20 protein-coding genes are annotated in these 19,428 nt (G+C 73.4%); 9 read left to right on the forward strand and 11 right to left on the reverse strand.

Translation table 11 applies throughout. The annotated features are described in order from the left end of the window. Positions 1-84 precede the first annotated feature (84 nt). The 6 genes from ACFW01_RS17735 to ACFW01_RS17760 all read left to right on the forward strand — a co-directional run bounded on the left by ACFW01_RS17735 (position 85) and on the right by ACFW01_RS17760 (position 4,624). Positions 85-753 carry an amino acid ABC transporter permease gene (locus tag ACFW01_RS17735; protein WP_161326405.1) on the forward strand — a complete coding sequence of 223 codons (669 nt, stop codon included), beginning with the start codon at positions 85-87 and terminating at the stop codon, positions 751-753. Continuing rightward, complete coding sequence (locus ACFW01_RS17740) at positions 750-1,646, forward strand: amino acid ABC transporter permease (protein WP_384504452.1); 897 nt, start codon at positions 750-752, stop codon at positions 1,644-1,646. Before ACFW01_RS17735 ends, ACFW01_RS17740 begins: the two co-directional genes overlap by 4 nt. A 175-nt stretch (positions 1,647-1,821) precedes the next feature. Continuing rightward, positions 1,822-3,444: an FAD-dependent monooxygenase gene (locus ACFW01_RS17745; protein WP_384504454.1), complete on the forward strand. Its 1,623-nt coding sequence runs from the start codon at positions 1,822-1,824 to the stop codon at positions 3,442-3,444. 84 nt (positions 3,445-3,528) lie between these two features. Beyond that, positions 3,529-3,600 (forward strand): putative leader peptide, encoded by a 72-nt coding sequence (locus ACFW01_RS17750; protein WP_309544753.1) that lies wholly within the window; start codon positions 3,529-3,531, stop codon positions 3,598-3,600. Positions 3,601-3,689: 89 nt separating this feature from the next. Next, positions 3,690-4,229: a cysteine dioxygenase gene (locus tag ACFW01_RS17755; protein WP_234958436.1), complete on the forward strand. Its 540-nt coding sequence runs from the start codon at positions 3,690-3,692 to the stop codon at positions 4,227-4,229. After that, on the forward strand, positions 4,226-4,624 hold the full coding sequence (locus ACFW01_RS17760) for a rhodanese-like domain-containing protein (RefSeq protein WP_234958435.1): 399 nt from the start codon (positions 4,226-4,228) through the stop codon (positions 4,622-4,624). The genes ACFW01_RS17755 and ACFW01_RS17760 overlap by 4 nt, the downstream gene beginning before the upstream one ends. Positions 4,625-4,824: 200 nt before the next feature. On the opposite strand, the gene recX is transcribed toward ACFW01_RS17760, so the two are convergent. From recX to ACFW01_RS17780, 4 genes are all read right to left on the reverse strand, one after another. Beyond that, entirely contained in the window at positions 4,825-5,601 is a 777-nt protein-coding gene (gene recX / locus ACFW01_RS17765; protein WP_234958434.1) for a recombination regulator RecX, read from the reverse strand. A gap of 3 nt (positions 5,602-5,604) precedes the next feature. Further along, positions 5,605-6,720 carry a recombinase RecA gene (gene recA / locus ACFW01_RS17770; protein WP_161327263.1) on the reverse strand — a complete coding sequence of 372 codons (1,116 nt, stop codon included), beginning with the start codon at positions 6,718-6,720 and terminating at the stop codon, positions 5,605-5,607. Between the two features lie 270 nt (positions 6,721-6,990). Then, positions 6,991-8,274 carry an AI-2E family transporter gene (locus tag ACFW01_RS17775; RefSeq protein ID WP_384504457.1) on the reverse strand — a complete coding sequence of 428 codons (1,284 nt, stop codon included), beginning with the start codon at positions 8,272-8,274 and terminating at the stop codon, positions 6,991-6,993. 60 nt (positions 8,275-8,334) lie between these two features. Further along, on the reverse strand, positions 8,335-8,529 hold the full coding sequence (locus ACFW01_RS17780) for a DUF3046 domain-containing protein (protein WP_122618534.1): 195 nt from the start codon (positions 8,527-8,529) through the stop codon (positions 8,335-8,337). 81 nt (positions 8,530-8,610) lie between these two features. Between ACFW01_RS17780 and ACFW01_RS17785 the strand changes: the two genes are divergently transcribed. Next, complete coding sequence (locus ACFW01_RS17785; protein ID WP_234958433.1) at positions 8,611-9,576, forward strand: hypothetical protein; 966 nt, start codon at positions 8,611-8,613, stop codon at positions 9,574-9,576. A 6-nt stretch (positions 9,577-9,582) separates the two neighbouring features. On the opposite strand, the gene ACFW01_RS17790 is transcribed toward ACFW01_RS17785, so the two are convergent. The 3 genes from ACFW01_RS17790 to ACFW01_RS17800 are packed head-to-tail and all read right to left on the reverse strand — an operon-like array spanning position 9,583 to position 11,515. Next, positions 9,583-9,891: an AzlD domain-containing protein gene (locus ACFW01_RS17790; RefSeq protein ID WP_234958432.1), complete on the reverse strand. Its 309-nt coding sequence runs from the start codon at positions 9,889-9,891 to the stop codon at positions 9,583-9,585. Further along, positions 9,888-10,652 carry an AzlC family ABC transporter permease gene (locus tag ACFW01_RS17795; RefSeq protein ID WP_234958431.1) on the reverse strand — a complete coding sequence of 255 codons (765 nt, stop codon included), beginning with the start codon at positions 10,650-10,652 and terminating at the stop codon, positions 9,888-9,890. The genes ACFW01_RS17790 and ACFW01_RS17795 overlap by 4 nt, the downstream gene beginning before the upstream one ends. Further along, positions 10,649-11,515 carry an AraC family transcriptional regulator gene (locus ACFW01_RS17800; RefSeq protein WP_234958430.1) on the reverse strand — a complete coding sequence of 289 codons (867 nt, stop codon included), beginning with the start codon at positions 11,513-11,515 and terminating at the stop codon, positions 10,649-10,651. The genes ACFW01_RS17795 and ACFW01_RS17800 overlap by 4 nt, the downstream gene beginning before the upstream one ends. A gap of 144 nt (positions 11,516-11,659) precedes the next feature. On the opposite strand from ACFW01_RS17800, the gene ACFW01_RS17805 reads away from it, so the two are divergent. Together ACFW01_RS17805 and ACFW01_RS17810 are read left to right on the forward strand one after the other, a co-directional pair. After that, entirely contained in the window at positions 11,660-16,681 is a 5,022-nt protein-coding gene (locus tag ACFW01_RS17805; RefSeq protein ID WP_234958429.1) for an ATP-dependent helicase, read from the forward strand. 18 nt (positions 16,682-16,699) lie between these two features. After that, positions 16,700-17,569 carry a DNA-formamidopyrimidine glycosylase family protein gene (locus tag ACFW01_RS17810; RefSeq protein WP_234958428.1) on the forward strand — a complete coding sequence of 290 codons (870 nt, stop codon included), beginning with the start codon at positions 16,700-16,702 and terminating at the stop codon, positions 17,567-17,569. Here the strand turns inward: ACFW01_RS17810 and ACFW01_RS17815 are convergent. The 4 genes from ACFW01_RS17815 to ACFW01_RS17830 all read right to left on the reverse strand — a co-directional run bounded on the left by ACFW01_RS17815 (position 17,499) and on the right by ACFW01_RS17830 (position 19,362). Next, on the reverse strand, positions 17,499-17,984 hold the full coding sequence (locus tag ACFW01_RS17815) for an SRPBCC domain-containing protein (RefSeq protein WP_234958427.1): 486 nt from the start codon (positions 17,982-17,984) through the stop codon (positions 17,499-17,501). The two genes, ACFW01_RS17810 and ACFW01_RS17815, sit on opposite strands and share 71 nt — an antisense overlap. Positions 17,985-18,032: 48 nt before the next feature. Continuing rightward, positions 18,033-18,332, reverse strand: coding sequence for a hypothetical protein (locus ACFW01_RS17820; protein WP_234958426.1), 300 nt, complete (start codon positions 18,330-18,332; stop codon positions 18,033-18,035). Between the two features lie 6 nt (positions 18,333-18,338). After that, a complete protein-coding gene (locus ACFW01_RS17825; RefSeq protein ID WP_234958425.1) occupies positions 18,339-18,809 on the reverse strand; it encodes a Dps family protein in 471 nt (156 codons plus the stop codon). A gap of 172 nt (positions 18,810-18,981) precedes the next feature. Further along, positions 18,982-19,362, reverse strand: a complete 381-nt coding sequence (locus tag ACFW01_RS17830; RefSeq protein ID WP_007387871.1) for a helix-turn-helix domain-containing protein — start codon at positions 19,360-19,362, stop codon at positions 18,982-18,984. Positions 19,363-19,428 lie beyond the last annotated feature (66 nt).

Genomic DNA, 19,428 nt, shown 5'->3' on the forward strand with positions numbered 1-19,428 from the left:
GGCCGGGCCTGACAGGGTGCGCCGCCCTCCGGCAGCGGCGGCGCACCGGGGCGGGCATCCCTACACGCGGAAGCGCGGGAGATCGTGTTCGACTTTCTTCAGGATTACGACCTGGCGGGAGCCATCTGGACGACAGTGCAGCTCGCTGTGCTGTCGGCCGTCGGCTCCTTGATCTGGGGAACCATACTGGCGGCCATGCGCGTCGGCCCCGTCCCCCTGATGCGCGGCTTCGGGACCGCGTACGTGAACATCGTGCGGAACATCCCGCTGACGGTGATCATCCTGTTCGCGTCGCTGGGTCTGAACCAGACGCTGCAGATCACCCTCGGCGCCGAGGGTGACTTCGAGACGATCAACTTCCGGCTCGCGGTGCTCGGTCTGATCCTCTACACCTCGGCCTTCGTGTGCGAGGCGCTCCGTTCCGGCATCAACACGGTGCCGGTCGGGCAGGCGGAGGCGGCCCGTGCGATCGGGCTCAGCTTCGGCCAGGTGCTACGGCACGTGGTGCTGCCCCAGGCATTCCGCTCTTCAGTCGTCCCCCTCGCGAACGTACTGATCGCCCTCATCAAGAACACGACGGTGGCTGCCGCCATCGGCGTCGCCGAGACGGCGCTCCTGATGAAGGAAATGATCGAGAACGAGGCACAGCTGCTGCTGATCTCCGCGATCATCGCCCTCGTGTTCGTGGTTCTGACCCTGCCGACCGGCCTGTTCCTCGGCTGGCTGGGCAAGAAGGTGGCGGTGAAGCGATGAGCTCCATTCTCTACGACGCCCAGGGCCCCCGGGCCAAGCGGCGCAACATCCTCTTCACCGTCGTCTTCTTCGCCGCCTTCGCGGCCGTGCTGTGGTGGGTGATCGGCACACTCTCCGACAAGGGCCAGCTCGAGTGGGCCAAGTGGGAGATGTTCTTCACCAGCAGCGAGCCCTGGTCGACGTACATCTGGCCGGGTCTGCAGAACACGCTGAAGGCCGCCGCGCTCTCGGTGGTCATCGCCCTGCCGCTCGGTGCCGTCCTCGGTATCGCCCGGCTCTCGGATCACTCCTGGGTGCGGGTGCCGGCGGCGATCGTGGTCGAGTTCTTCCGGTCCATCCCCGTGCTGGTCCTGATGATCTTCGGTCTCGCCCTGTTCTCCGAGTACTCGAACGTCAGCTCCGACGACCGTCCGCTGTACGCGGTCGTCACGGGCCTGGTGCTGTACAACGCCTCGGTGCTCGCGGAGATCGTCCGTTCCGGCATCCTGGCGCTGCCCAGGGGCCAGGCCGAGGGTGCGATGGCGATTGGTCTGCGCAAGGGTCAGACCATGCGGCTGATCCTGCTGCCGCAGGCGGTCACGGCGATGCTGCCGGCCATCGTCAGCCAGCTCGTGGTGATCGTGAAGGACACCGCCCTCGGTGGCGCGGTCCTGACCTTCGGCGAGACCCTCGCCGCCGCCAACACGATGAGCGCCTACTACGGGGCCAACACCATCGCCAGCTTCACGGTGGTGGCCGTGATCTTCATCGCGATAAACTTCGCACTGACCAGCTTTGCGAGCTGGCTGGAGCGCCGACTGCGGCGGGCCAAGAAGTCCAGCGGTGCGGTACTGAAGGCGGACGACGCCGGCGTCCCCGGCGGTGCGGCGACCGGCGCCGGTGGCGCCAACTGACGACTGGTCGGTTTACCTGACCATCACGGAGGCAGTGGCATGATCGCCACTGCCTCCGTCACTTGACGCAAGCAGCGGCAATAGGTTGCATACGTTCTGTGACCGTGCACCCTGCTCCAACGTCCTGTTCACCTGCGTCCCCCGGGACACCGCCACGGGCAGGGGGCGCCGCACCGTGGACCCGGTGATCATCACCGGAGCGGGGCCCGTCGGGCTCACGCTCGCCCTGGCGCTGGCGCGGCAGGAGGTGCCCTGCGTCGTCCTCGACGAAGGGCCCGGCAAGGACGAACCACGCCCCGCCCGCACCGTCGTCCTGCGTGCGGACGCCGTCGAGCTCGTCGAGCGGCTGACCGGCGCGTCCCTGACAGGGCTGGGTTCCCGTTGGGCCGGATGGCGGTCCGTGCGGCGCAAGCAGGTGATCCGCGAGGTCGAGTTCGGCGACGGTCAGCCGCCGCTGCACCTCGCCCAGCACGAGCTGACCGACGTCCTGCGCACGGCACTCGCCCGCGAGCCGTTGGTCGAGGTCGCGGTGGACAGCCGTCTGGACAGCGTCGAGCAGGAGAAGTCGGGCGTCACGGCGCACACCCGCGGCCCCGCCGGCACCTGGTGGCGCGGCAGCTACCTGGTCGGCTGCGACGGCCCCCGCTCGACCGTCCGCAAGCTCCAGGACATCCGCTTCCCCGGCCGTACGGCGGTGGAACGATACGCCGTCGCCGCACTGCGCACCGAACTCCCCTGGGCGGACCAGGCGTTGCTGCACCGGATGCCGCCGTGGCGGATGTCCGGCCCGTCGGCCGGTGAGGTCGTGGCCCGCCCCCTGCCGGACGGTGTCTGGCGTCTGGACTGGCTGCTGCCGCCCGGCAAGGACCTGGTCACGCCCGAGCTGCTGGTGAACCGTGTCCGCGAGACCCTGACCGGCTGGTCCGACGGCGCCTCCCCGGCGTACGAACTGCTCGACACCGGCGTCCACACCGTCCACCACAGGCTGGCCCGGCGCTGGCGGGTGGGCCGCGTGCTGCTCGCCGGGGACGCCGCCCACCTGCTGGGCGCCCTGGGCACACAGGGCCTGGAGGAAGGGCTGCTGGACGCCGACAACCTCGCCTGGAAACTCGCCCTGGCCTGGCATCACGGGCCGCACGAGGCGCTGCTCGACAGCTACCAGGCCGAGCGGCGCGCGGCGATCGCCGCGCGGCTGCGCGCCGCCGACCAGGTGCTCCCGCTGCTGCGCGGGGGCGGCGGACTGCGTGCTTACGTCCCCGGATCGTCCCGCGGCCACGACACGCTGCTCGCCGACGGCCACCTGGGGCGCGGCGCGCTGGGTGCGCCGGGAACGTACGCCGACTCGCCCCTCGCCCCCGCGGACCTGGCCGGAACGGCGGAGGTCGGCACGGCGCCCGGGGCGCCCGTCACCGATGTGCGGGTCACGGCGGAGGACGGCACCTTCGTACAGCTGCGCGACCGGCTCGGGCGCGGGGCGCTGCTGGTGGTGCTGATCGCGCCGGGCACGGGGGTGTGGGAGCGCAAGCACTGGGTGACGGCCGGGATCATGCCCCGGCTGGCGGCGGCGGTGACGGCGCTGCCCCACCGGGCCGAGCTGCTGGTCGCCGAGAGCTATCCCGGTGCCGCCGCGCACACGGTGCTGCTGGTGCGGCCGGACGGTCACCTGGTCACGGCGCTGACCGGGGTGCGCCCGGCCGATCTGTACGCGGCCGCGGAGGCGACGCTGGGCGGGCCGGCGGTCCCGGCGGGTGCTGCGGCGGAGGAGAAGGGGGCGGGGGCTTCGGCCGGTTCCCGCTGAACGGGCGGTCGTTGTCCGCATGGTGACGGTGAGTTGACCGGTCCGCACCGTCATGGTCTACTCCGGACCGTGACCGACACCTGTGTGCGCCTGTGGCGGAGGGTCCATATGGACCTCGTCCGCTATGCGGGCTGCGTGTGTCGGCCGTCCTGCTGAATTCGCTTCCCTCTTCTCCGCGCGCGGCGCCTCCCTCGCCTGCCGACGGCTCGCCGCGCGCCCCCTCGCGAACTCCCAGGACGGTATCCGTGACTGTCTCCTCCCCTGCCGCGGCCTCCCGCGCCGCGGCTCCGGCCGCTCCCACACAGGCCGAACTCCTCGACTTCGCCCGGCGCACCGCCGCCGACGCGGCGCTGGTCGCCTCCCTGCCGCTCGACCCCGAGGGCCGCACCTGGGTGCGGCTGCAAGGGCCCGGTGGCAGCGAGGCGTGGCTGATCGGCTGGCCGCCCGGCACGGGCACCGGCTGGCACGACCACGCCGAGTCCGTCGGCGCCTTCGTGACCGCCGCGGGCGAGCTCAAGGAGAACGCGCTCGCCGCCCGCCTGCCCACCGACGGCTGGAAGACCCTGGAACTCGCCGACGACGTGGACCGGGAACGCCGGCTCCCGGCCGGCGAGGGTCGTGCCTTCGGCCGGCATCACGTGCACGAGGTGCTCAACGAGTCGCCCGACCGGCACGCGGTCTCCGTGCACGCCTACTACCCGCCCCTGCCACGGATCCGCCGCTACAGCCGAAGTGGGCAGAGCCTGCGCCTGGAGCAGGTCGAGCGCCCGGAGGACTGGCAGTGAACGAGCCGACCGGCGTGGACGAGCTGCTGGAGCGGGTGCGCGCCGGGTACCGGCGGGTCGCTCCGCACGAGGCGTACGACGCCGCCGAGGCCGGTGCGGCGCTGCTGGTGGACATCCGGTACGCCGCCCTGCGGGAGCGGGACGGCGTGATCCCCGGCGCCCTGGTGGTCGAGCGGAACGAGCTGGAGTGGCGGCTGGACCCGCGAGGCAGCCACCGGCTCCCCGAGGCCACGGACCACGACGTGCGGGTCGTCGTGGTGTGCGACGAGGGCTACGCCTCCAGCCTGGCGGCGGAGTCGCTGCACCGGCTCGGACTGCACCGGGCCACCGATCTGGTCGGCGGCTTCCAGGCCTGGCGCGCGGCGGGGCTGCCGGTGACCGCCGCGGCTCGGTAGCCGAGAACGTGCGTCGCTCTTCGGCGGGGCGCGGGCGTGGGCACGGCGGGGCCGCCTTTCGGGTCTGCGGGAGGGTGTCCGCGGCGCGGGCGGTCACGCGACGGCGCAGACGGTACCGCCGTGCGGAAGGTGCTCACTCCGCCGGGAGCGCAGGGTGTTCCTGCGCGATCGTCGCCCCGCGCAGCGGCGACCGTGACGCGTCAGAAACCGTCCTCGCCGAGGAACTCCGTGTCCTCGCCCTCTTCCTCCAGTGCCTGGCGGACCACCCGCAGGGCCATGCCCTCGGGGTAGCCCTTGCGGGCCAGCATGCCCGCGAGGCGGCGCAGCCTCTTGTCGCGGTCGAGCCCTCTGGTCGCCCGCAGCTTCCGGGCCACCAGCTCGCGTGCGGTCTCCTCCTCCTGCTCGGAGTCCAGCCGGGAGACCGCGACGTCGATGAGTGTGCTGTCGACGCCCTTGGTCCGCAGTTCCCTGGCGAGGGCGCGCCGGGCCAGACCGCGGCCGTGGTGCCGGGAGTCCACCCAGGCTTCCGCGAAGGCGCTGTCGTTGATCAGGCCGACCTCCTCGAACCTGGACAGCACCTCTTCGGCGGCCTCGTCGGGGATCTCCCGCTTGCGCAGGGCGTCGGCGAGCTGGCTGCGGGTGCGCGGGGTCCCGGTCAGCAGGCGCAGGCAGATCGCCCGTGCCCGCTCGACCGGGTCCCGCGGAGGCTCCCCCTTCTCGGCCCTCGACGAGGAAGTGGCACCTCCGTCCTCGGTGAACGGCTCCGCACGCCCGCGCCGCCGGCGCGTGCCGCTCGTCGCACGGGCCCGTCCGCCTCTCCGGCGCGCCTCGCCGTCACCTTGGCGCGCCTGGCCGCCGTCGGGTGGGCCGACGGCGGTCTGTTCCGTCTCGTACGGGGCCGCGGTCGCCCCGTACGCGCCGTCGCTCGTCCCGGCGGGGCCGTTGGCGTACTCGGCCCAGTCGGTTCGTCGTGTCACGGGTCAGCTCTTGGCCGCCGCGGCCTTGGACTTGGTGGCCTTGGCGGTCGCGGGGGCGGGCACCGCCGGTGCGGCGTCGGCCGGGGCGGCGTCCGTACCCGGCTCGGCGGCGGGCTCCTCGGGACGCACGCCGACGCCCAGCTTCTCCTTGATCTTCTTCTCGATCTCGTTGGCCAGGTCGGGGTTGTCCTTGAGGAAGTTGCGCGCGTTCTCCTTACCCTGGCCGAGCTGGTCGCCCTCGTACGTGTACCAGGCGCCGGCCTTGCGGACGAAGCCGTGCTCCACGCCCATGTCGATCAGGCCGCCCTCGCGGCTGATGCCCTGGCCGTAGAGGATGTCGAACTCGGCCTGCTTGAAGGGCGGCGCGACCTTGTTCTTGACGACCTTGCAGCGGGTGCGGTTTCCGACGGCGTCCGTGCCGTCCTTCAGCGTCTCGATGCGGCGGATGTCGATGCGCACGGAGGCGTAGAACTTCAGCGCCCGGCCACCGGTCGTGGTCTCCGGGGAGCCGAACATGACGCCGATCTTCTCGCGGAGCTGGTTGATGAAGATCGCGGTGGTCTTGGACTGGTTGAGCGCGCTGGTGATCTTCCGCAGGGCCTGGCTCATCAGCCGGGCCTGCAGACCGACGTGGCTGTCGCCCATCTCGCCCTCGATCTCCGCGCGCGGGACGAGCGCGGCGACGGAGTCGATGACGATGAGGTCGAGGGCGCCGGAGCGGACCAGCATGTCCACGATCTCCAGGGCCTGCTCACCGTTGTCCGGCTGGGAGAGGATCAGGTTGTCGATGTCGACGCCGAGCTTCTTCGCGTACTCGGGGTCGAGGGCGTGCTCCGCGTCCACGAACGCGACCTGGCCGCCCGCCTTCTGCGCGTTCGCCACCGCGTGCAGGGTCAGGGTCGTCTTGCCCGAGGACTCGGGGCCGTAGACCTCCACGACCCGGCCGCGCGGGAGGCCGCCGACACCGAGGGCCACGTCGAGCGCGGTCGATCCGGTGGGGATGACCTCGATGGGCTCGTTCGGCCGCTCGCCCATGCGCATGACCGCGCCCTTGCCGAACTGCCGTTCAATCTGTGCGAGCGCGGCATCCAGGGCCTTCTCGCGGTCGGTTCCTGCCATGGGTTCCACCCGGTTTGCTTGATTCGATCGCTTCACGTCGAAGACGCTAATGCCTGCCACTGACAATGCCCCGCGCCGCAGGTCCGGCCTGTGGACAACTCGGGCGCTTATCCGTCCAAACCCTGTCGAACCACCCATCGTGAGCCTTGCCGGAGCCTCCATGAGAATGGATGTTCGATTTTCGTGTCAAGCGCACCACGCGGCACTTCCGAGCGTACGTCCGCCGCACCGGCGGGGGTCCGAACCGGCCGCGCACACCGAGGTGGACGCTCAGGCGGAGGGGCCGCTCCCGGCCCCTTCCGGCCCGGGGCGTCCCAGCTCTCGCCGCCGGGTCCACAGCTTGCGCATGCGCGTGGTGCCGCCGGGCCCGGACGGACGGTTCCGGCGCCCGTGGACGCGGGGGTCGTCGGTGACGTCGTAGCGCTTGACGTACGCGCCGAGGAACGCCTGGAGCGTGGCGATCGCCGGGATGGCGATCAGTGCGCCCACGGCACCGAGCAGCGCGGTGCCCGCGACGACCGAGCCGAACGCGACCGCCGGGTGGATGTCCACGGTCTTGGAGGTCAGCTTCGGCTGCAGCACGTAGTTCTCGAACTGCTGGTAGATCACCACGAAGATCAGGACCCACAGCGCGTACCAGGGGTTGACCGTGAAGGCGATCAGCATGGGCAGCGCACCCGCGAGGTACGTGCCGATGGTGGGGATGAACTGCGACACCAGGCCCACCCAGACGGCGAGCGCGGGGGCGTAGGGCACCTCCAGTATCTCCAGCAGGACGTAGTGCGCCACACCGGAGATCAGCGCCATCAGGCCGCGCGAGTACAGGTACCCGCCGGTCTTGTCCACGGCGATCTCCCACGCGCGCAGGACCTCGGCCTGCCGGGCGGGCGGCAGGACGGAGCAGAGCCCGCGGCGCAGCCGGGGGCCGTCGGCGGCGAAGTAGAACGAGAAGAGCAGGACCGTCAGCAACTGGAAGAGACCGCCCAGGACCTGGGCCGACACGTCCAGGACACCCGTGGCGCTGTTCTGCACGTAGTTGCGCAGCCAGTCGGAGCGCAGCAGGCCCTCCTGGATGTCGACCCGCCGCAGATCGGTGTGGAAGTGGCCGTTGACCCAGCTGATCACCGAGTCGAGGTAGTCCGGGAAGTCCTCGACCATCTTGACGATCTGGCCCGCGAGCATGGATCCGAGCAGCGTGACGAACCCGGCGGCGGCGACCAGCACGGCGAGGAAGACGAGGAAGGTGGCGAAGCCCCGGCGCAAGCCGCGTCCGGCCATCCAGCTCACCGCGGGTTCGATGGCGAGCGCCAGGAAGAACGCGATGAGGATGTTGATCAGCAGGCTGGTGAGCTGGTGGAAGGCCCAGCTGCCCAGCTGGAAGGCGGCGACAAGCGCGAGGGCCAGCACCATGGCGCGCGGCAGCCAGCGCGGCATGCGGGAGCCCGGACCCGCGGGCCCGGCGGCGCCGTCGGCCGGAGGGCCGGAGGGCGGCGTCGGGCCGGGCGGGGGAGCCTGCTGCCGGGGCGTCTGCCCGGTCTCGTCAGTGGATGCCACGGAGCAAGTCTCGCCCACGCCACGCACCCCGGATGACGGTCCGGTGGTCTTCGCGCACCGTCACCGCTGTTCCCGCGGCACGTCCATGACGGTGCAGACCACCCGCCACACCTCCTTGGCGTCCCAGCCCGCGTCCAGCGCACCGTTCACCGTGCGCCCGCCCAGCTCCGCCATCACGTGATCGCGCGCGAAGGTGTCGGCGTACCCCGGACCGAAGTGATCCGCCATCCGCTCCCAGAAGACCGTCAACCGCATGACACCAGTATCCCGCCCCTGAGAGTGGGCCCTGAGCCGGGACAGGGTACGCGGACCGCTTCGCGGCCTACGGTCTGTGCCATGGCCGAATCCGGAGCTTCCGCACTCACCCCGACCCCGCGCACGCCCGCGCACGCGCCCGCGTCGCCCTCGTCGCTCGCCCGCGCGGAGCAGTTCGTCTGGCTCACGGCGCGCGTACTGGAGCAGCGCCTCTTCGCGTACCACTTCCGGGGTGGTGACGCCGGTCCGGTGGAAACCGCGCTGGACGCCTACCGCAACGAGGACGGCGGGTACGGCCACGGGCTGGAGCCCGGCCTGCGCGGCCCCGTCAGCCGTCCGCCGCACACCGCGCGTGCGCTGCGCGTCCTGGACGCGGTCGGACGCTGTGGCGGACAGCGCGTGGAGCGGATGTGCCGCTATCTGACCTCCGCGTCCACGCCGGACGGCGCCCTGCCCGCGGCCGCACCCGGAGGGGACGGGTATCCGGGCGCGCCCTCCGGGCCGGTCGTGGACCGCCCTCCGGGCGAGCTGCTCGCCACCGGTCCGGTGGTCGGCCTGCTGCACCGCAACGAGGTCTGGCACGCCTGGCTGTTCCGCGCCACGGACTTCTGCTGGCGGGCGGCCGAGTCGCTGCGGACCCCGCACCCGTACGAGGTCGAGGCCGCCGTGGCCTTCCTGGACACCGTCCCCGACCGCCCGCGCGCGGAGGCGGCGGCCGGACGGCTGGGCCGCCTGGTGCGCGATCAGCGGCTCGCCGTGCTGGACCCGGACGACCTCGGCACGCGCCCCGTCTCCCCCGGCCGCGCCCCGCGCGAGCACCACTTCCCGCACGATTACGCGAGGCACCCGCACTCCCTCGCGCGCGCGTGGTTCACGGACGCCGAGATGACCCGCTCCCTCGACTTCCTCGCGGCGGAGCAGGAGGACGACGGCGGCTGGCCCCTGCGCCGGCCCCGCCGGGCGCCCGCCCCGGCGCTGGAGGCGCGCCCCGCGGTCACGCTGGAGGCCTTGCGCACGCTGCGCGCGTACGGCCGTGCCCTCGGCTGACCCCGGTCAGCCGCCCAGGGCCCGCACGCCCGCGGTGACCACCACGGCGGCCGCGACCACGAGGAGGAACGGCGCACGCAGCACCAGTGCCACGGCGGCCGCGGCGACTCCGGCGGCACGTGCGTCCAGGACGAGGGTCTGGCCGTCGGCGAAGGTCTGCTGGGCGGTGAGCGCCGCGAGGAGTGCGACGGGCAGCAGGGCGGCGAGTGTGCGGACCAGCGGCCGCTCCAGGGCTCCGGCGGGCACGAGCAGTCCGGCGAGCTTGACGACGTAGCAGCCCACCGCGGTCCCGATGATCGCGATCCAGACGTTCACCGCTCTCCCTCCCCCGCGGACGCCTCGCGGTCGTCACGGTGCTCGACGGCTCCTTCCGCGCGGCGTCCGCGCGCCCACAGGACGAGCGGCGCCGCCAGCGCGGCCACCAGGACGGGCACACCGGCCGGCAGCACCGGCAGCAGGCCGAGGCCCAGGAGTACGGCCAGGCCCGCGACGGTGCGCTCCGTGGTGCTCCTCAACATCGGCGCGAGCAACGCCAGGAAGACCGCGGGTCCGGCCGCGTCGAGCCCCCAGGCGGCGGTGTCCCCGATGGCCTCCGCGCCCAGCGCGCCGAGCAGCGTGGTGAGGTTCCACAGCAGGTAGAGGGTGAGTCCGGTGACGGTGAACCCGATCCGGACGCCGCGCCGCGTGGGCTGGGCCAGGGCCACGGCGGTCGTCTCGTCGATGACCCATTGCGCCGCGAACGGCCGCACCGCGCGCGGGAGGGCCAGCAACTGGGAGAGACGCAGTCCGTAGAAGGCGTTGCGCACGCCCAGGAAGAAGGCGCCCGCCGCCGCCGTGAGCGGGTTGCCGCCGGCCGCGAGCGCCCCGACGAGCGCGAACTGGGACGCTCCGGTGAACACGAGAAGGCTGAGCGCGCAGGTCTGGGCGAGGGTCAGTCCGCTGCCGGCCGAGGTCACCCCGAAGGCGAACCCGGACAGTCCGACGGCGACGCCGACTCCGAGGGCGTCCCGTACGACGGCGGCGTCGGGCTTGCCCTCGACGGCTCCGGTCTCGGGAAGGGCTGTCTGTTCTGTCACGCCTCGGACGGTAGGAGCAGGCGGCGCCGCGCGTCTTGTACGTTCTTGCGCTCCCGCTGGTAGGCGCCGGGCGGCACGCCCACGATCCGCGCGAAGTGCCGGTTCAGGTGCGGCTGGTCGGTGAACCCCACGGCGACGGCGGCCTCGGCCGGTGACGTCCCGGTGTCGAGCAGCCGCCGCGCGCGGCGCACCCGGGCGTCCGTCAGCCAGGTGTGGGGCGGCATGCCATAGGCGTCCCGGAAGGCCCGCAGCAGTGCGAACGGGCTGGTGCCGAGCTCCCCGGCGAGCCGCTCCAGGCTCGGCGGTCCGGCCATACGCTCCTCCAGCGCGGCACGCGCGCGTGCCGCGACCCCGCCCCCGGCCGTCGGCACCTCCCGGCGGGGCAGCGGCCCGCCGTTCAGCCGCAGCAACCGCGTCACGGCCACCCTGAGCAGGGTGTCGGCGGCGAGCGCGTTCCCCTCGTCGGCGGCCCGCAGCACGCGGTGCACCAGCTCGGCGGCGTACGGATCGTCGAGGACCGGCCGGACGAACCCGGGTGTCCCGCGCAGCGTCGTCGTCTCCGCCGCGATCCCGGCCACCAGCTCCGGCGCCGGGTAGACCGCGCCGTAGCGCCACCCCTCCGGCACCCCGGCCCGTCCCGTGTGCGGGGTGTCCGGGTTGACCAGGGCCAGGGACCCCGCCCCGGCGTACTGATCGCCTCCGCCGTGGTGGAAGACCTCCACGCCGTCGGCTATGGCCGCGATGACGAAGTGCTCGTGCGTGTGGCGTACGAAGGTCTTCCGTATGTACTGGGCCCGCAGCAGGTCGACGTCGGGGAGCTCCTCGTACTGCCAGTGCCGTGCCCGCTCGCCCTTTCCCGCCATGCCCCCATTCTCCGTCACCGGGCCGCGGCCTCCACCGACGGCCCCGCACCTGCCCCGCCGTCCCGGCCACTCCGCCCCGGCCCGTCCGCACGGTCCTCCGCCCGGCTCGGGCCGATTGTCAGTGGCGGGGTGCACGATGGATCCATGGTCAGCTCCGCGCACCGAGCCCTGGACGGCTTCTCCCCCGCGACCCGCGGTTGGTTCACGGGTGCCTTCTCCGCGCCCACCGCCGCACAGGCGGGGGCGTGGCAGGCGATCTCCGCGGGCTCGGACGTCCTGGTGGTCGCCCCCACCGGCTCGGGCAAGACGCTGGCCGCGTTCCTCGCCGCCCTGGACCAGCTCGCCTCGACGCCCCCACCCGCCGACCCCAGGAAGCGCTGTCGCGTCCTGTACGTCTCCCCGCTCAAGGCGCTGGCCGTCGACGTCGAGCGCAATCTCCGCAGTCCGCTGACCGGCATCCGCCAGGAGTCCGTCCGCCTCGGGCTGCCCGAGCCCGAGGTCAAGGTCGGCATCCGCTCGGGCGACACCCCGGCCGCGGAGCGCCGCGCCCTGTCCACCCGGCCGCCGGACATCCTGATCACCACCCCGGAGTCCCTGTTCCTGATGCTGACGTCGGCCACGCGCGAGGCGCTGACCGGCATCGAGACGGTGATCCTGGACGAGGTGCACGCGGTCGCCGGGACCAAGCGCGGCGCGCATCTGGCGCTCACCCTGGAGCGGCTGGACGAGCTGCTCCCGAAACCGGCCCGCCGCATCGGTCTGTCGGCGACGGTCCGCCCCATGGACGAGGTCGCCCGGTTCCTCGCCCCGCGCGGCCGGGTGGAGATCGTCCAGCCGGACTCGGGCAAGGAGTTCGACCTGTCCGTCGTGGTCCCGGTCGAGGACCTGGGCGAGCTGGGCGGCTCGCCGGCCGCGGACAAGGACGAGGGCGCCGAGCGGCCGTCGATCTGGCCGCACGTCGAGGAGCGGATCACCGATTTGGTCCAGTCGCACCGCTCCACGATCGTCTTCGCCAACTCCCGGCGCTTGGCCGAGCGCCTGTGCAACAGGCTCAACGAGATCGCGTACGAGCGCGCGACCGGCGAGCCCCTGGACGAGCACCACTCCCCCGCCGACCTGATGGGCGGCTCGGGAGCCGCCCAGGGCGCCCCGCCCGTCATCGCCCGCGCCCACCACGGCTCGGTCTCCAAGGAGCAGCGCGCACTCGTCGAGGAGGACCTCAAGGCCGGCCGGCTGCCCGCCGTGGTGGCCACCTCCAGTCTGGAGCTGGGCATCGACATGGGCGCGGTCGACCTCGTCGTCCAGGTCGAGTCGCCGCCGTCCGTCGCCTCCGGACTCCAGCGCGTCGGCCGCGCGGGACACCAGGTCGGCGCGGTCTCCACCGGCGTGGTCTTCCCCAAGTACCGCGGCGACCTGGTGCAGTCGGCCGTGGTGACCGAGCGGATGCGCAGCGGCGAGATCGAGGCCCTCAGGATCCCGGCCAACCCGCTGGACGTCCTCGCCCAGCAGCTCGTGGCGATGACCGCGCTGGACACCTGGCAGGCCGACGACCTCCTCACCACTGTCCGCCGCGCCGCCCCGTTCGCCTCGCTCCCGGAGTCGGCCTTCACCGCCGTCCTGGACATGCTCGCCGGCCGCTATCCCTCCGACGCCTTCGCCGAGCTGCGCCCGCGCGTGGTGTGGGACCGGGTCGCCGGCACGGTCACCGGCCGCCCGGGAGCGCAGCGCCTCGCCGTCACGTCCGGGGGCACGATCCCCGACCGCGGGCTCTTCGGGGTCTTCCTGGCGGGCGCCGACCCCAAGAAGGGCGGCGGCCGGGTCGGCGAGCTGGACGAGGAGATGGTCTACGAGTCCCGCGTGGGCGACGTCTTCACGCTCGGCACCAGCTCCTGGCGGATCGAGGACATCACGCGCGACCGGGTCCTGGTCTCGCCCGCCCCGGGCGTCCCGGGCAGGCTGCCGTTCTGGAAGGGCGACCAGCTGGGCCGCCCGCTGGAGCTGGGACGCGCGCTGGGCGCCTTCCTGCGCGAGGTCGGCTCCCTCCCCGAGGAGGACGCGCGGCTGCGCCTGGTCACCGCCGGCCTGGACGCCTGGGCCGCGGACAACGTCCTCGCCTACCTCGGCGAACAGCGCGAGGCCTGCGGTCACGTCCCCGACGACCGCACCATCGTCGTGGAGCGTTTCCGCGACGAGCTGGGCGACTGGCGCGTCGTGGTGCACTCCCCCTTCGGCGCCCAGGTGCACGCGCCCTGGGCCCTCGCCCTCGGCGCCCGCCTGACCGAGCGGTACGGCATGGACGCCCAGGTGATGCACGCCGACGACGGCATCGTGCTGCGCCTGCCGGACGCCGACCTGATGAGCCTGGACCTCCTCGACCAGGACCCTTCGAAGCCGGGCCTGGAGTACGACGCGGAGCAGGCGCCCGTGGGCGCGGCCGACGTCGTCTTCGACAAGGGCGAGGTCGACCGGGTCGTCACCGACCAGGTGGGCGGCTCGGCGCTGTTCGCCTCCCGCTTCCGCGAGTGCGCCGCCCGTGCGCTGCTGCTGCCGCGCCGCAGCCCCGGCAGGCGGACCCCGCTGTGGCAGCAGCGCCAGCGCGCCGCGCAACTGCTGGAGGTGGCGAGCGAGTACGGATCGTTCCCGATCGTCCTGGAAGCGGTCCGCGAGTGCCTCCAGGACGTCTTCGACGTGCCCGGCCTGGTCGAGCTGATGGGCGACCTGGAGGCCCGCAAGGTGCGCCTGGTCGAGGTCACCACCCCGGAGGCGTCCCCGTTCGCCCGGTCCCTGCTCTTCGGTTACGTCGCCCAGTTCCTGTACGAGGGCGACTCACCGCTCGCCGAGCGCCGGGCCGCGGCGCTCTCGCTGGACTCGCGGCTGCTGGCCGAGCTGCTCGGCCAGGCGGAGCTGCGGGAGCTGCTCGACGCGGAGGTGCTCACCGAGCTGGAGCGCGAGCTGCAGTGGCTGACCGAGGACCGGCGCGTCAAGGACGCGGAGGGCGTCGCGGATCTGCTGCGGCTGCTCGGTCCGCTCACCGACGCCGAGCTGGCCGAGCGGGGCGCCGAGCCGCAGTGGGCGCCGGAGCTGGCCGGGGCCCGCCGCGCGATCAGCGTGCGGATCGCGGGCGCCGACCACTGGGCGGCGATCGAGGACGCGGGCCGGCTGCGCGACGCGCTGGGCACGGCGCTGCCCGTCGGGGTGCCCGAGGCCTTCACCGAGCCGGTCAAGGACCCCCTGGGCGACCTCCTCGCGCGGCACGCGCGTACCCACGGCCCCTTCACGTCGGTCACCGCGGCGGCCCGCTTCGGACTGGGCGTGGCGGTCACCGAGGGCGCGCTGCAGCGCCTCGCCGGGGCGGGCCGGGTCGTGCAGGGCGAGTTCCATCCGGCCGGCATCGGCCAGGAGTGGTGCGACGCGACCGTGCTGCGCAGGCTGCGCCGTCGTTCCCTGGCCGCGCTCCGGCATGAGCTGGAGCCGGTGCCGCCGGCCGCGCTCGGGCAGTTCCTGCCCCAGTGGCAGCACATCGGCAAGGGGCACGCGCTGCGCGGCATCGACGGCCTGGTGCGCGCGGTCGAGCAGTTGCAGGGCGCCTCCGTACCCGCGTCCGCCCTGGAGAAGCTGGTCCTGCCCTCCCGCGTGGCGAACTACTCCCCCGCGATGCTGGACGAGCTGACAGCCGCCGGTGAGGTGGTGTGGGCCGGCGCGGGTTCGCTCCCCGGCAAGGACGGCTGGGTCTCGCTGTACCTCGCGGACGCCGCGCCACTGCTGCTGCCGCCTGCGCATCCGCTGGAGACGACCGCCCTGCACGAGTCCGTGCTGAGCGCCCTCTCGGGCGGGTACGGCCTGTTCTTCCGCCAGATCGGCGACCAGGTCCGCGCGACCACCCACCCGGACGTCACCGATCCGCAGCTCGCCGACGCCCTGTGGGACCTGGCGTGGTCCGGACGGCTGACGAACGACACCCTCGCGCCTCTGCGCTCGCTGCTCGGCTCCGGTCGCACCGCGGGCTCCACCGCCCACCGCGCCAAGCGAGCGGTGCCCCGGGGCCGGTACGGCTCGCTGACCGCCGCCGCCCGCCCGGCCTCCCGCACCGGTCCGCCGACCGTCGCGGGCCGCTGGTCCCTGCTGCCGTCCCGCGAGGCGGACGGCACCGTGCGAGCCCACGCCCTGGCCCGCACACTCCTCGACCGGCACGGCGTGGTGACCCGCGGCGCCGTCGCGGCGGAGGGCGTCGAAGGCGGCTTCTCCGCGGTGTACCGGATTCTGGCCGCCTTCGAGGAGAGCGGCCAGGCCCGGCGCGGCTACGTCGTGGAAGGGCTGGGCGCGGCGCAGTTCGCCATGGAGGGCGCCGTGGACCGGCTGCGCGCGGTGGCGAACGCCCGCGAGCGCGGCGACGGCTCACCCGGGCCGACGGCACCCGCCCCGGCCGACGTCCCACCCTTCGCCGACTTCCCCGACTTCCCCGATTTCCCCCACTCCGGCAACCGCGCCTCCGACGGTCGGGGCGAACCCGGGGCCCTCGCCCCCGACGACGACGTCTTCGCGGACCCCGACCGGCTGGGCCGCTCACCCTCCCGGGGCGACTACATCTCGCCCCGTGACTACGCCGAGCCGGGCGGCGGGGGCCCGCGCGGCGGCGGCGCGCAGGGCGGCTCCGGCGGCCCGCGCGGCCGGTACGGCACCGGCCCGAACGGCACCGTCCCGTACGGAACAGGCCCGTACGACAACGCCTCGTACGACACCGGCTTCCCCGACCGTCGCGGCCGTCCCGCCCCCGGACCGCGAGCCGTCGTCCTGGCCGCCGCCGATCCGGCGAACGCGTACGGCGCCGCCCTCACCTGGCCCGAACCACCGGCCGGTGCCACGCACAAGCCCGGCCGCAAGGCGGGCTCCCTGGTGGTGCTCGTCGAGGGCGAACCGGCGCTCTACATGGAGCGCGGCGGCAAGACGCTCCTGCTCTGGCCCGCCGAGCCGGACGCCCCGCCCACCGACGACGCACGTCTGCACGCGGCCGCGGAGGCGCTGGCCGGCGCCGCCCGCGCCGGTTCCCTGGGCAAGGTCACGGTGGAGCGGGTCAACGGCGAGGCGGCCCTGACATCGTCCTTCGGCCCGCTCCTGGAGGAGGCGGGGTTCATCGCCACCCCGCGCGGTCTGCGGATCAGAGCGTGAGCCTGCCACCCTTGTCCCATGCCCGAAGGTGACACGGTCTGGCAGGCGGCGCGACGGCTGCACGACGCCCTCGCGGGCAAGGTGCTGACCCGCAGCGACTTCCGCGTGCCCCGGTACGCGCTGGTCGACCTCACCGGCCGTGCGGTCCTCGACGTCACCCCTCGCGGCAAGCACCTGCTCACCCACGTCGAGGGCGGTCTGACAGTCCACTCGCACCTGCGGATGGACGGTGCCTGGAAGATCTTCGCGCCCGGTCAGCGCTGGAGCGGCGGCCCGGCGCACCAGATCCGCGTCATCCTCGGCACCGCCGACCGCACGGCCGTCGGCTACCGCCTGCCGGTGCTGGACATCCTGCGCACCGCCGACGACCAGCGCGCCGTCGGCCATCTCGGCCCGGATCTGCTGGGCGCCGACTGGGACCCCGCTCTGGCGATGGCCAACCTGAGCGCGGACCCGGCCCGTCCCCTCGGCGAGGCCCTGCTCGACCAGCGCAATCTCGCGGGCGTGGGCAATGTCTACAAGAGCGAGATCTGCTTCCTGCTGGGCGTCACGCCCTGGCTCCCGGTCGGCGAGCTGCCCCCCGACCGCGCCGGGTACCTGCCCGCGCTGGCGCAGAAGCTCCTGGAGGCCAATCGCGACCGGCCGGTCCGCCGTACGACGGGTCTGCGCGGCCACGACCTCTTCGTGTACGGCCGTGCATCGCACCCCTGCCTGCGCTGCGGCACACCGGTCCGGGTGGCCGACCAGGGCGACGGCTCCAGCGAGCGCCCCACGTACTGGTGTCCGGCCTGCCAGAGCGGGCCCGCGCCGCGGCGGCTCAGCCGGCGAGGAGAGAGTCCATCTGGCCGGCCGCCTCCCGCAGCCCCTCCTCCATCCCCATGGTCATGAGCCGGTCCATCTGCTCCCGGGTGTCGAAGACCGCACGCATCTCCATGCGGGTGCCGCCGTCGCGCTCGGTGAGCGTGACCCGGTTCGTGGTCGTCGGCATGGCGGCGTTCGGCACCCCCTCCGCGTCGGCGAACCCGTCGGTGAACTCCAGCGACGCGGGCGCGTCGACCGTGGCCACCCGCCACCAGCCGCGGTACTTGTCGCCCTCCGGGCCGGTCATGAAGTACGTGACGTCCCCGCCCGGGGTCAGGTCGTGCTCCTCGACCGTAGCCGGGTACGCCGGCGGTCCCCACCAGCGCTCCAGCTGCCGTGGGTCGGCCCAGAGCTGCCACACCCGCGCCGCGGGGGCGGCGAAGTCGGCGGTCAGGGTGAGGGTCAGGTTGTCGAGATCCTTGTCCAGGCTGGTGACACTCATCGGCTCCGTGTCCTTCCGTCGGTTCGGGGTGACCCGCTCATGACCTGCTCACGCCCCGCCCGACCCGGACGCCCCGCCCGACCCGGACGCCCTGCCCGGCCCGGCCGGCCCAGGACCACGCACCGTGGTACGCAGCGCCCGCCGCCACCTCCCCGCCTCCAGCGCCCCTGCGGCTTGGCGTAGCGGTGCGCAGTGCACCGGCAGCACGCTCAGCCCCCAGCCGCCGACCGCGACCGCCCCTTCGAGCACTCCCGCACCGGGCTCCAGCGCCAGCCGCAGCACGGCCCACCACCACAGCCCGCCGAGGCCCAGCGCGGCCGCCCGGCGAGCAGCCCGCGCCGGCGCCATCGCACGTCATCCGTTTTCGGCCTGGAACATCCAGTGCTGCTTCTCGAGATCGGCCGTGATCTGGATGAAGATGTCCTGGCTCACGGGATCCGGGTCGCCGGTCGACGTGATCCGCTCGCGCATCCGCCCGATCACCGCGCCGAGCGCGTCCACCATGGTCTGCACGGCGGTGGTGTCGTCGACCCAGCCCTCAGGGGTCACGTCGATGCCGCTGCCGACGGCCACCGTCGCGGCCCGCCCGTCCGGGGACACACCGAGCGCGGAGGCGCGCTCGGCCACGGTGTCCGAGTGGGTGCGCGCGGTGGTGACGAGCTCGTCGAGCTGGAGATGTACGGAGCGGAACCGGGGGCCGACCACGTTCCAGTGGATCTGCTTCGCCACCAGGGCCAGGTCCACGAGGTCGACGAGGGCGCCCTGCAGCGCCTCGGAGACGGTCTTCAGGTCCGCGTCGGACAACGGACTCTTCACGACGTACATCCATACCTCCGGCGGTTCGCCCCCCCGGCCATCTCCCTCCACGATGACCGCACCGCCACGGACCGGCAACCGGCGGCCGGCCACCCCGGACAAGCGAAAACCCCGGCCGCACCCCTCCGGTCTCCCGGAGAGGCCCCGGCCGGGGTCTCACACGCACATGTTCCGCGGGTGCTCAGGCGGCGACGACGTCCACTGCCTCGGCGGGCGCCTTGATGGTCACCCGTTCCGGTGGCACGCCGGTCACCGAGACGGAACCCAGCATCGGGCGCACCGGTGCCGGCACGGTCTCGCTGGGCGTCGCCGCAGCGGACTGGGCCAGCTCGGCGAGGGCGAGTTCGTCACTCACTTCCCGCATGAGCTCGGACATCCGTACGTCCAGCGCGTCGCAGATGGCGGAGAGCAGCTCGGAAGAAGCCTCCTTCTGCCCCCGCTCCACCTCGGAGAGATAGCCGAGTGAGACTCGGGCGGACGAGGAGACTTCGCGCAGAGTACGGCCCTGGCGTTGGCGCTGCCGACGCAGCACGTCACCCAGCAGGCGACGGAGCAGAATCATCGGTGGCTCCCTCCTCGGACCGTGTAACCGCATCCTTCACGCCCCACCGTACCGCCTCGCGCCGCG

This window comes from Streptomyces sp. NPDC058985 (assembly GCF_042740985.1).
Classification (GTDB): domain Bacteria; phylum Actinomycetota; class Actinomycetes; order Streptomycetales; family Streptomycetaceae; genus Streptomyces.

Coding starts and splice junctions, on each gene's coding strand:
- ACFW01_RS17815 (WP_234958427.1), bottom strand. CDS start 17,984: ATGAGTGTCACCAGCCTGGACAAGGATCTCGACAACCTGACCCTCACC.
- ACFW01_RS17740 (WP_384504452.1), top strand. CDS start 750: ATGAGCTCCATTCTCTACGACGCCCAGGGCCCCCGGGCCAAGCGGCGC.
- ACFW01_RS17825 (WP_234958425.1), bottom strand. CDS start 18,809: ATGTACGTCGTGAAGAGTCCGTTGTCCGACGCGGACCTGAAGACCGTC.
- ACFW01_RS17810 (WP_234958428.1), top strand. CDS start 16,700: ATGCCCGAAGGTGACACGGTCTGGCAGGCGGCGCGACGGCTGCACGAC.
- ACFW01_RS17780 (WP_122618534.1), bottom strand. CDS start 8,529: ATGCGGTTGACGGTCTTCTGGGAGCGGATGGCGGATCACTTCGGTCCG.
- ACFW01_RS17785 (WP_234958433.1), top strand. CDS start 8,611: ATGGCCGAATCCGGAGCTTCCGCACTCACCCCGACCCCGCGCACGCCC.
- ACFW01_RS17805 (WP_234958429.1), top strand. CDS start 11,660: ATGGTCAGCTCCGCGCACCGAGCCCTGGACGGCTTCTCCCCCGCGACC.
- ACFW01_RS17830 (WP_007387871.1), bottom strand. CDS start 19,362: ATGATTCTGCTCCGTCGCCTGCTGGGTGACGTGCTGCGTCGGCAGCGC.
- ACFW01_RS17820 (WP_234958426.1), bottom strand. CDS start 18,332: ATGGCGCCGGCGCGGGCTGCTCGCCGGGCGGCCGCGCTGGGCCTCGGC.
- ACFW01_RS17800 (WP_234958430.1), bottom strand. CDS start 11,515: ATGGCGGGAAAGGGCGAGCGGGCACGGCACTGGCAGTACGAGGAGCTC.
- recA (WP_161327263.1), bottom strand. CDS start 6,720: ATGGCAGGAACCGACCGCGAGAAGGCCCTGGATGCCGCGCTCGCACAG.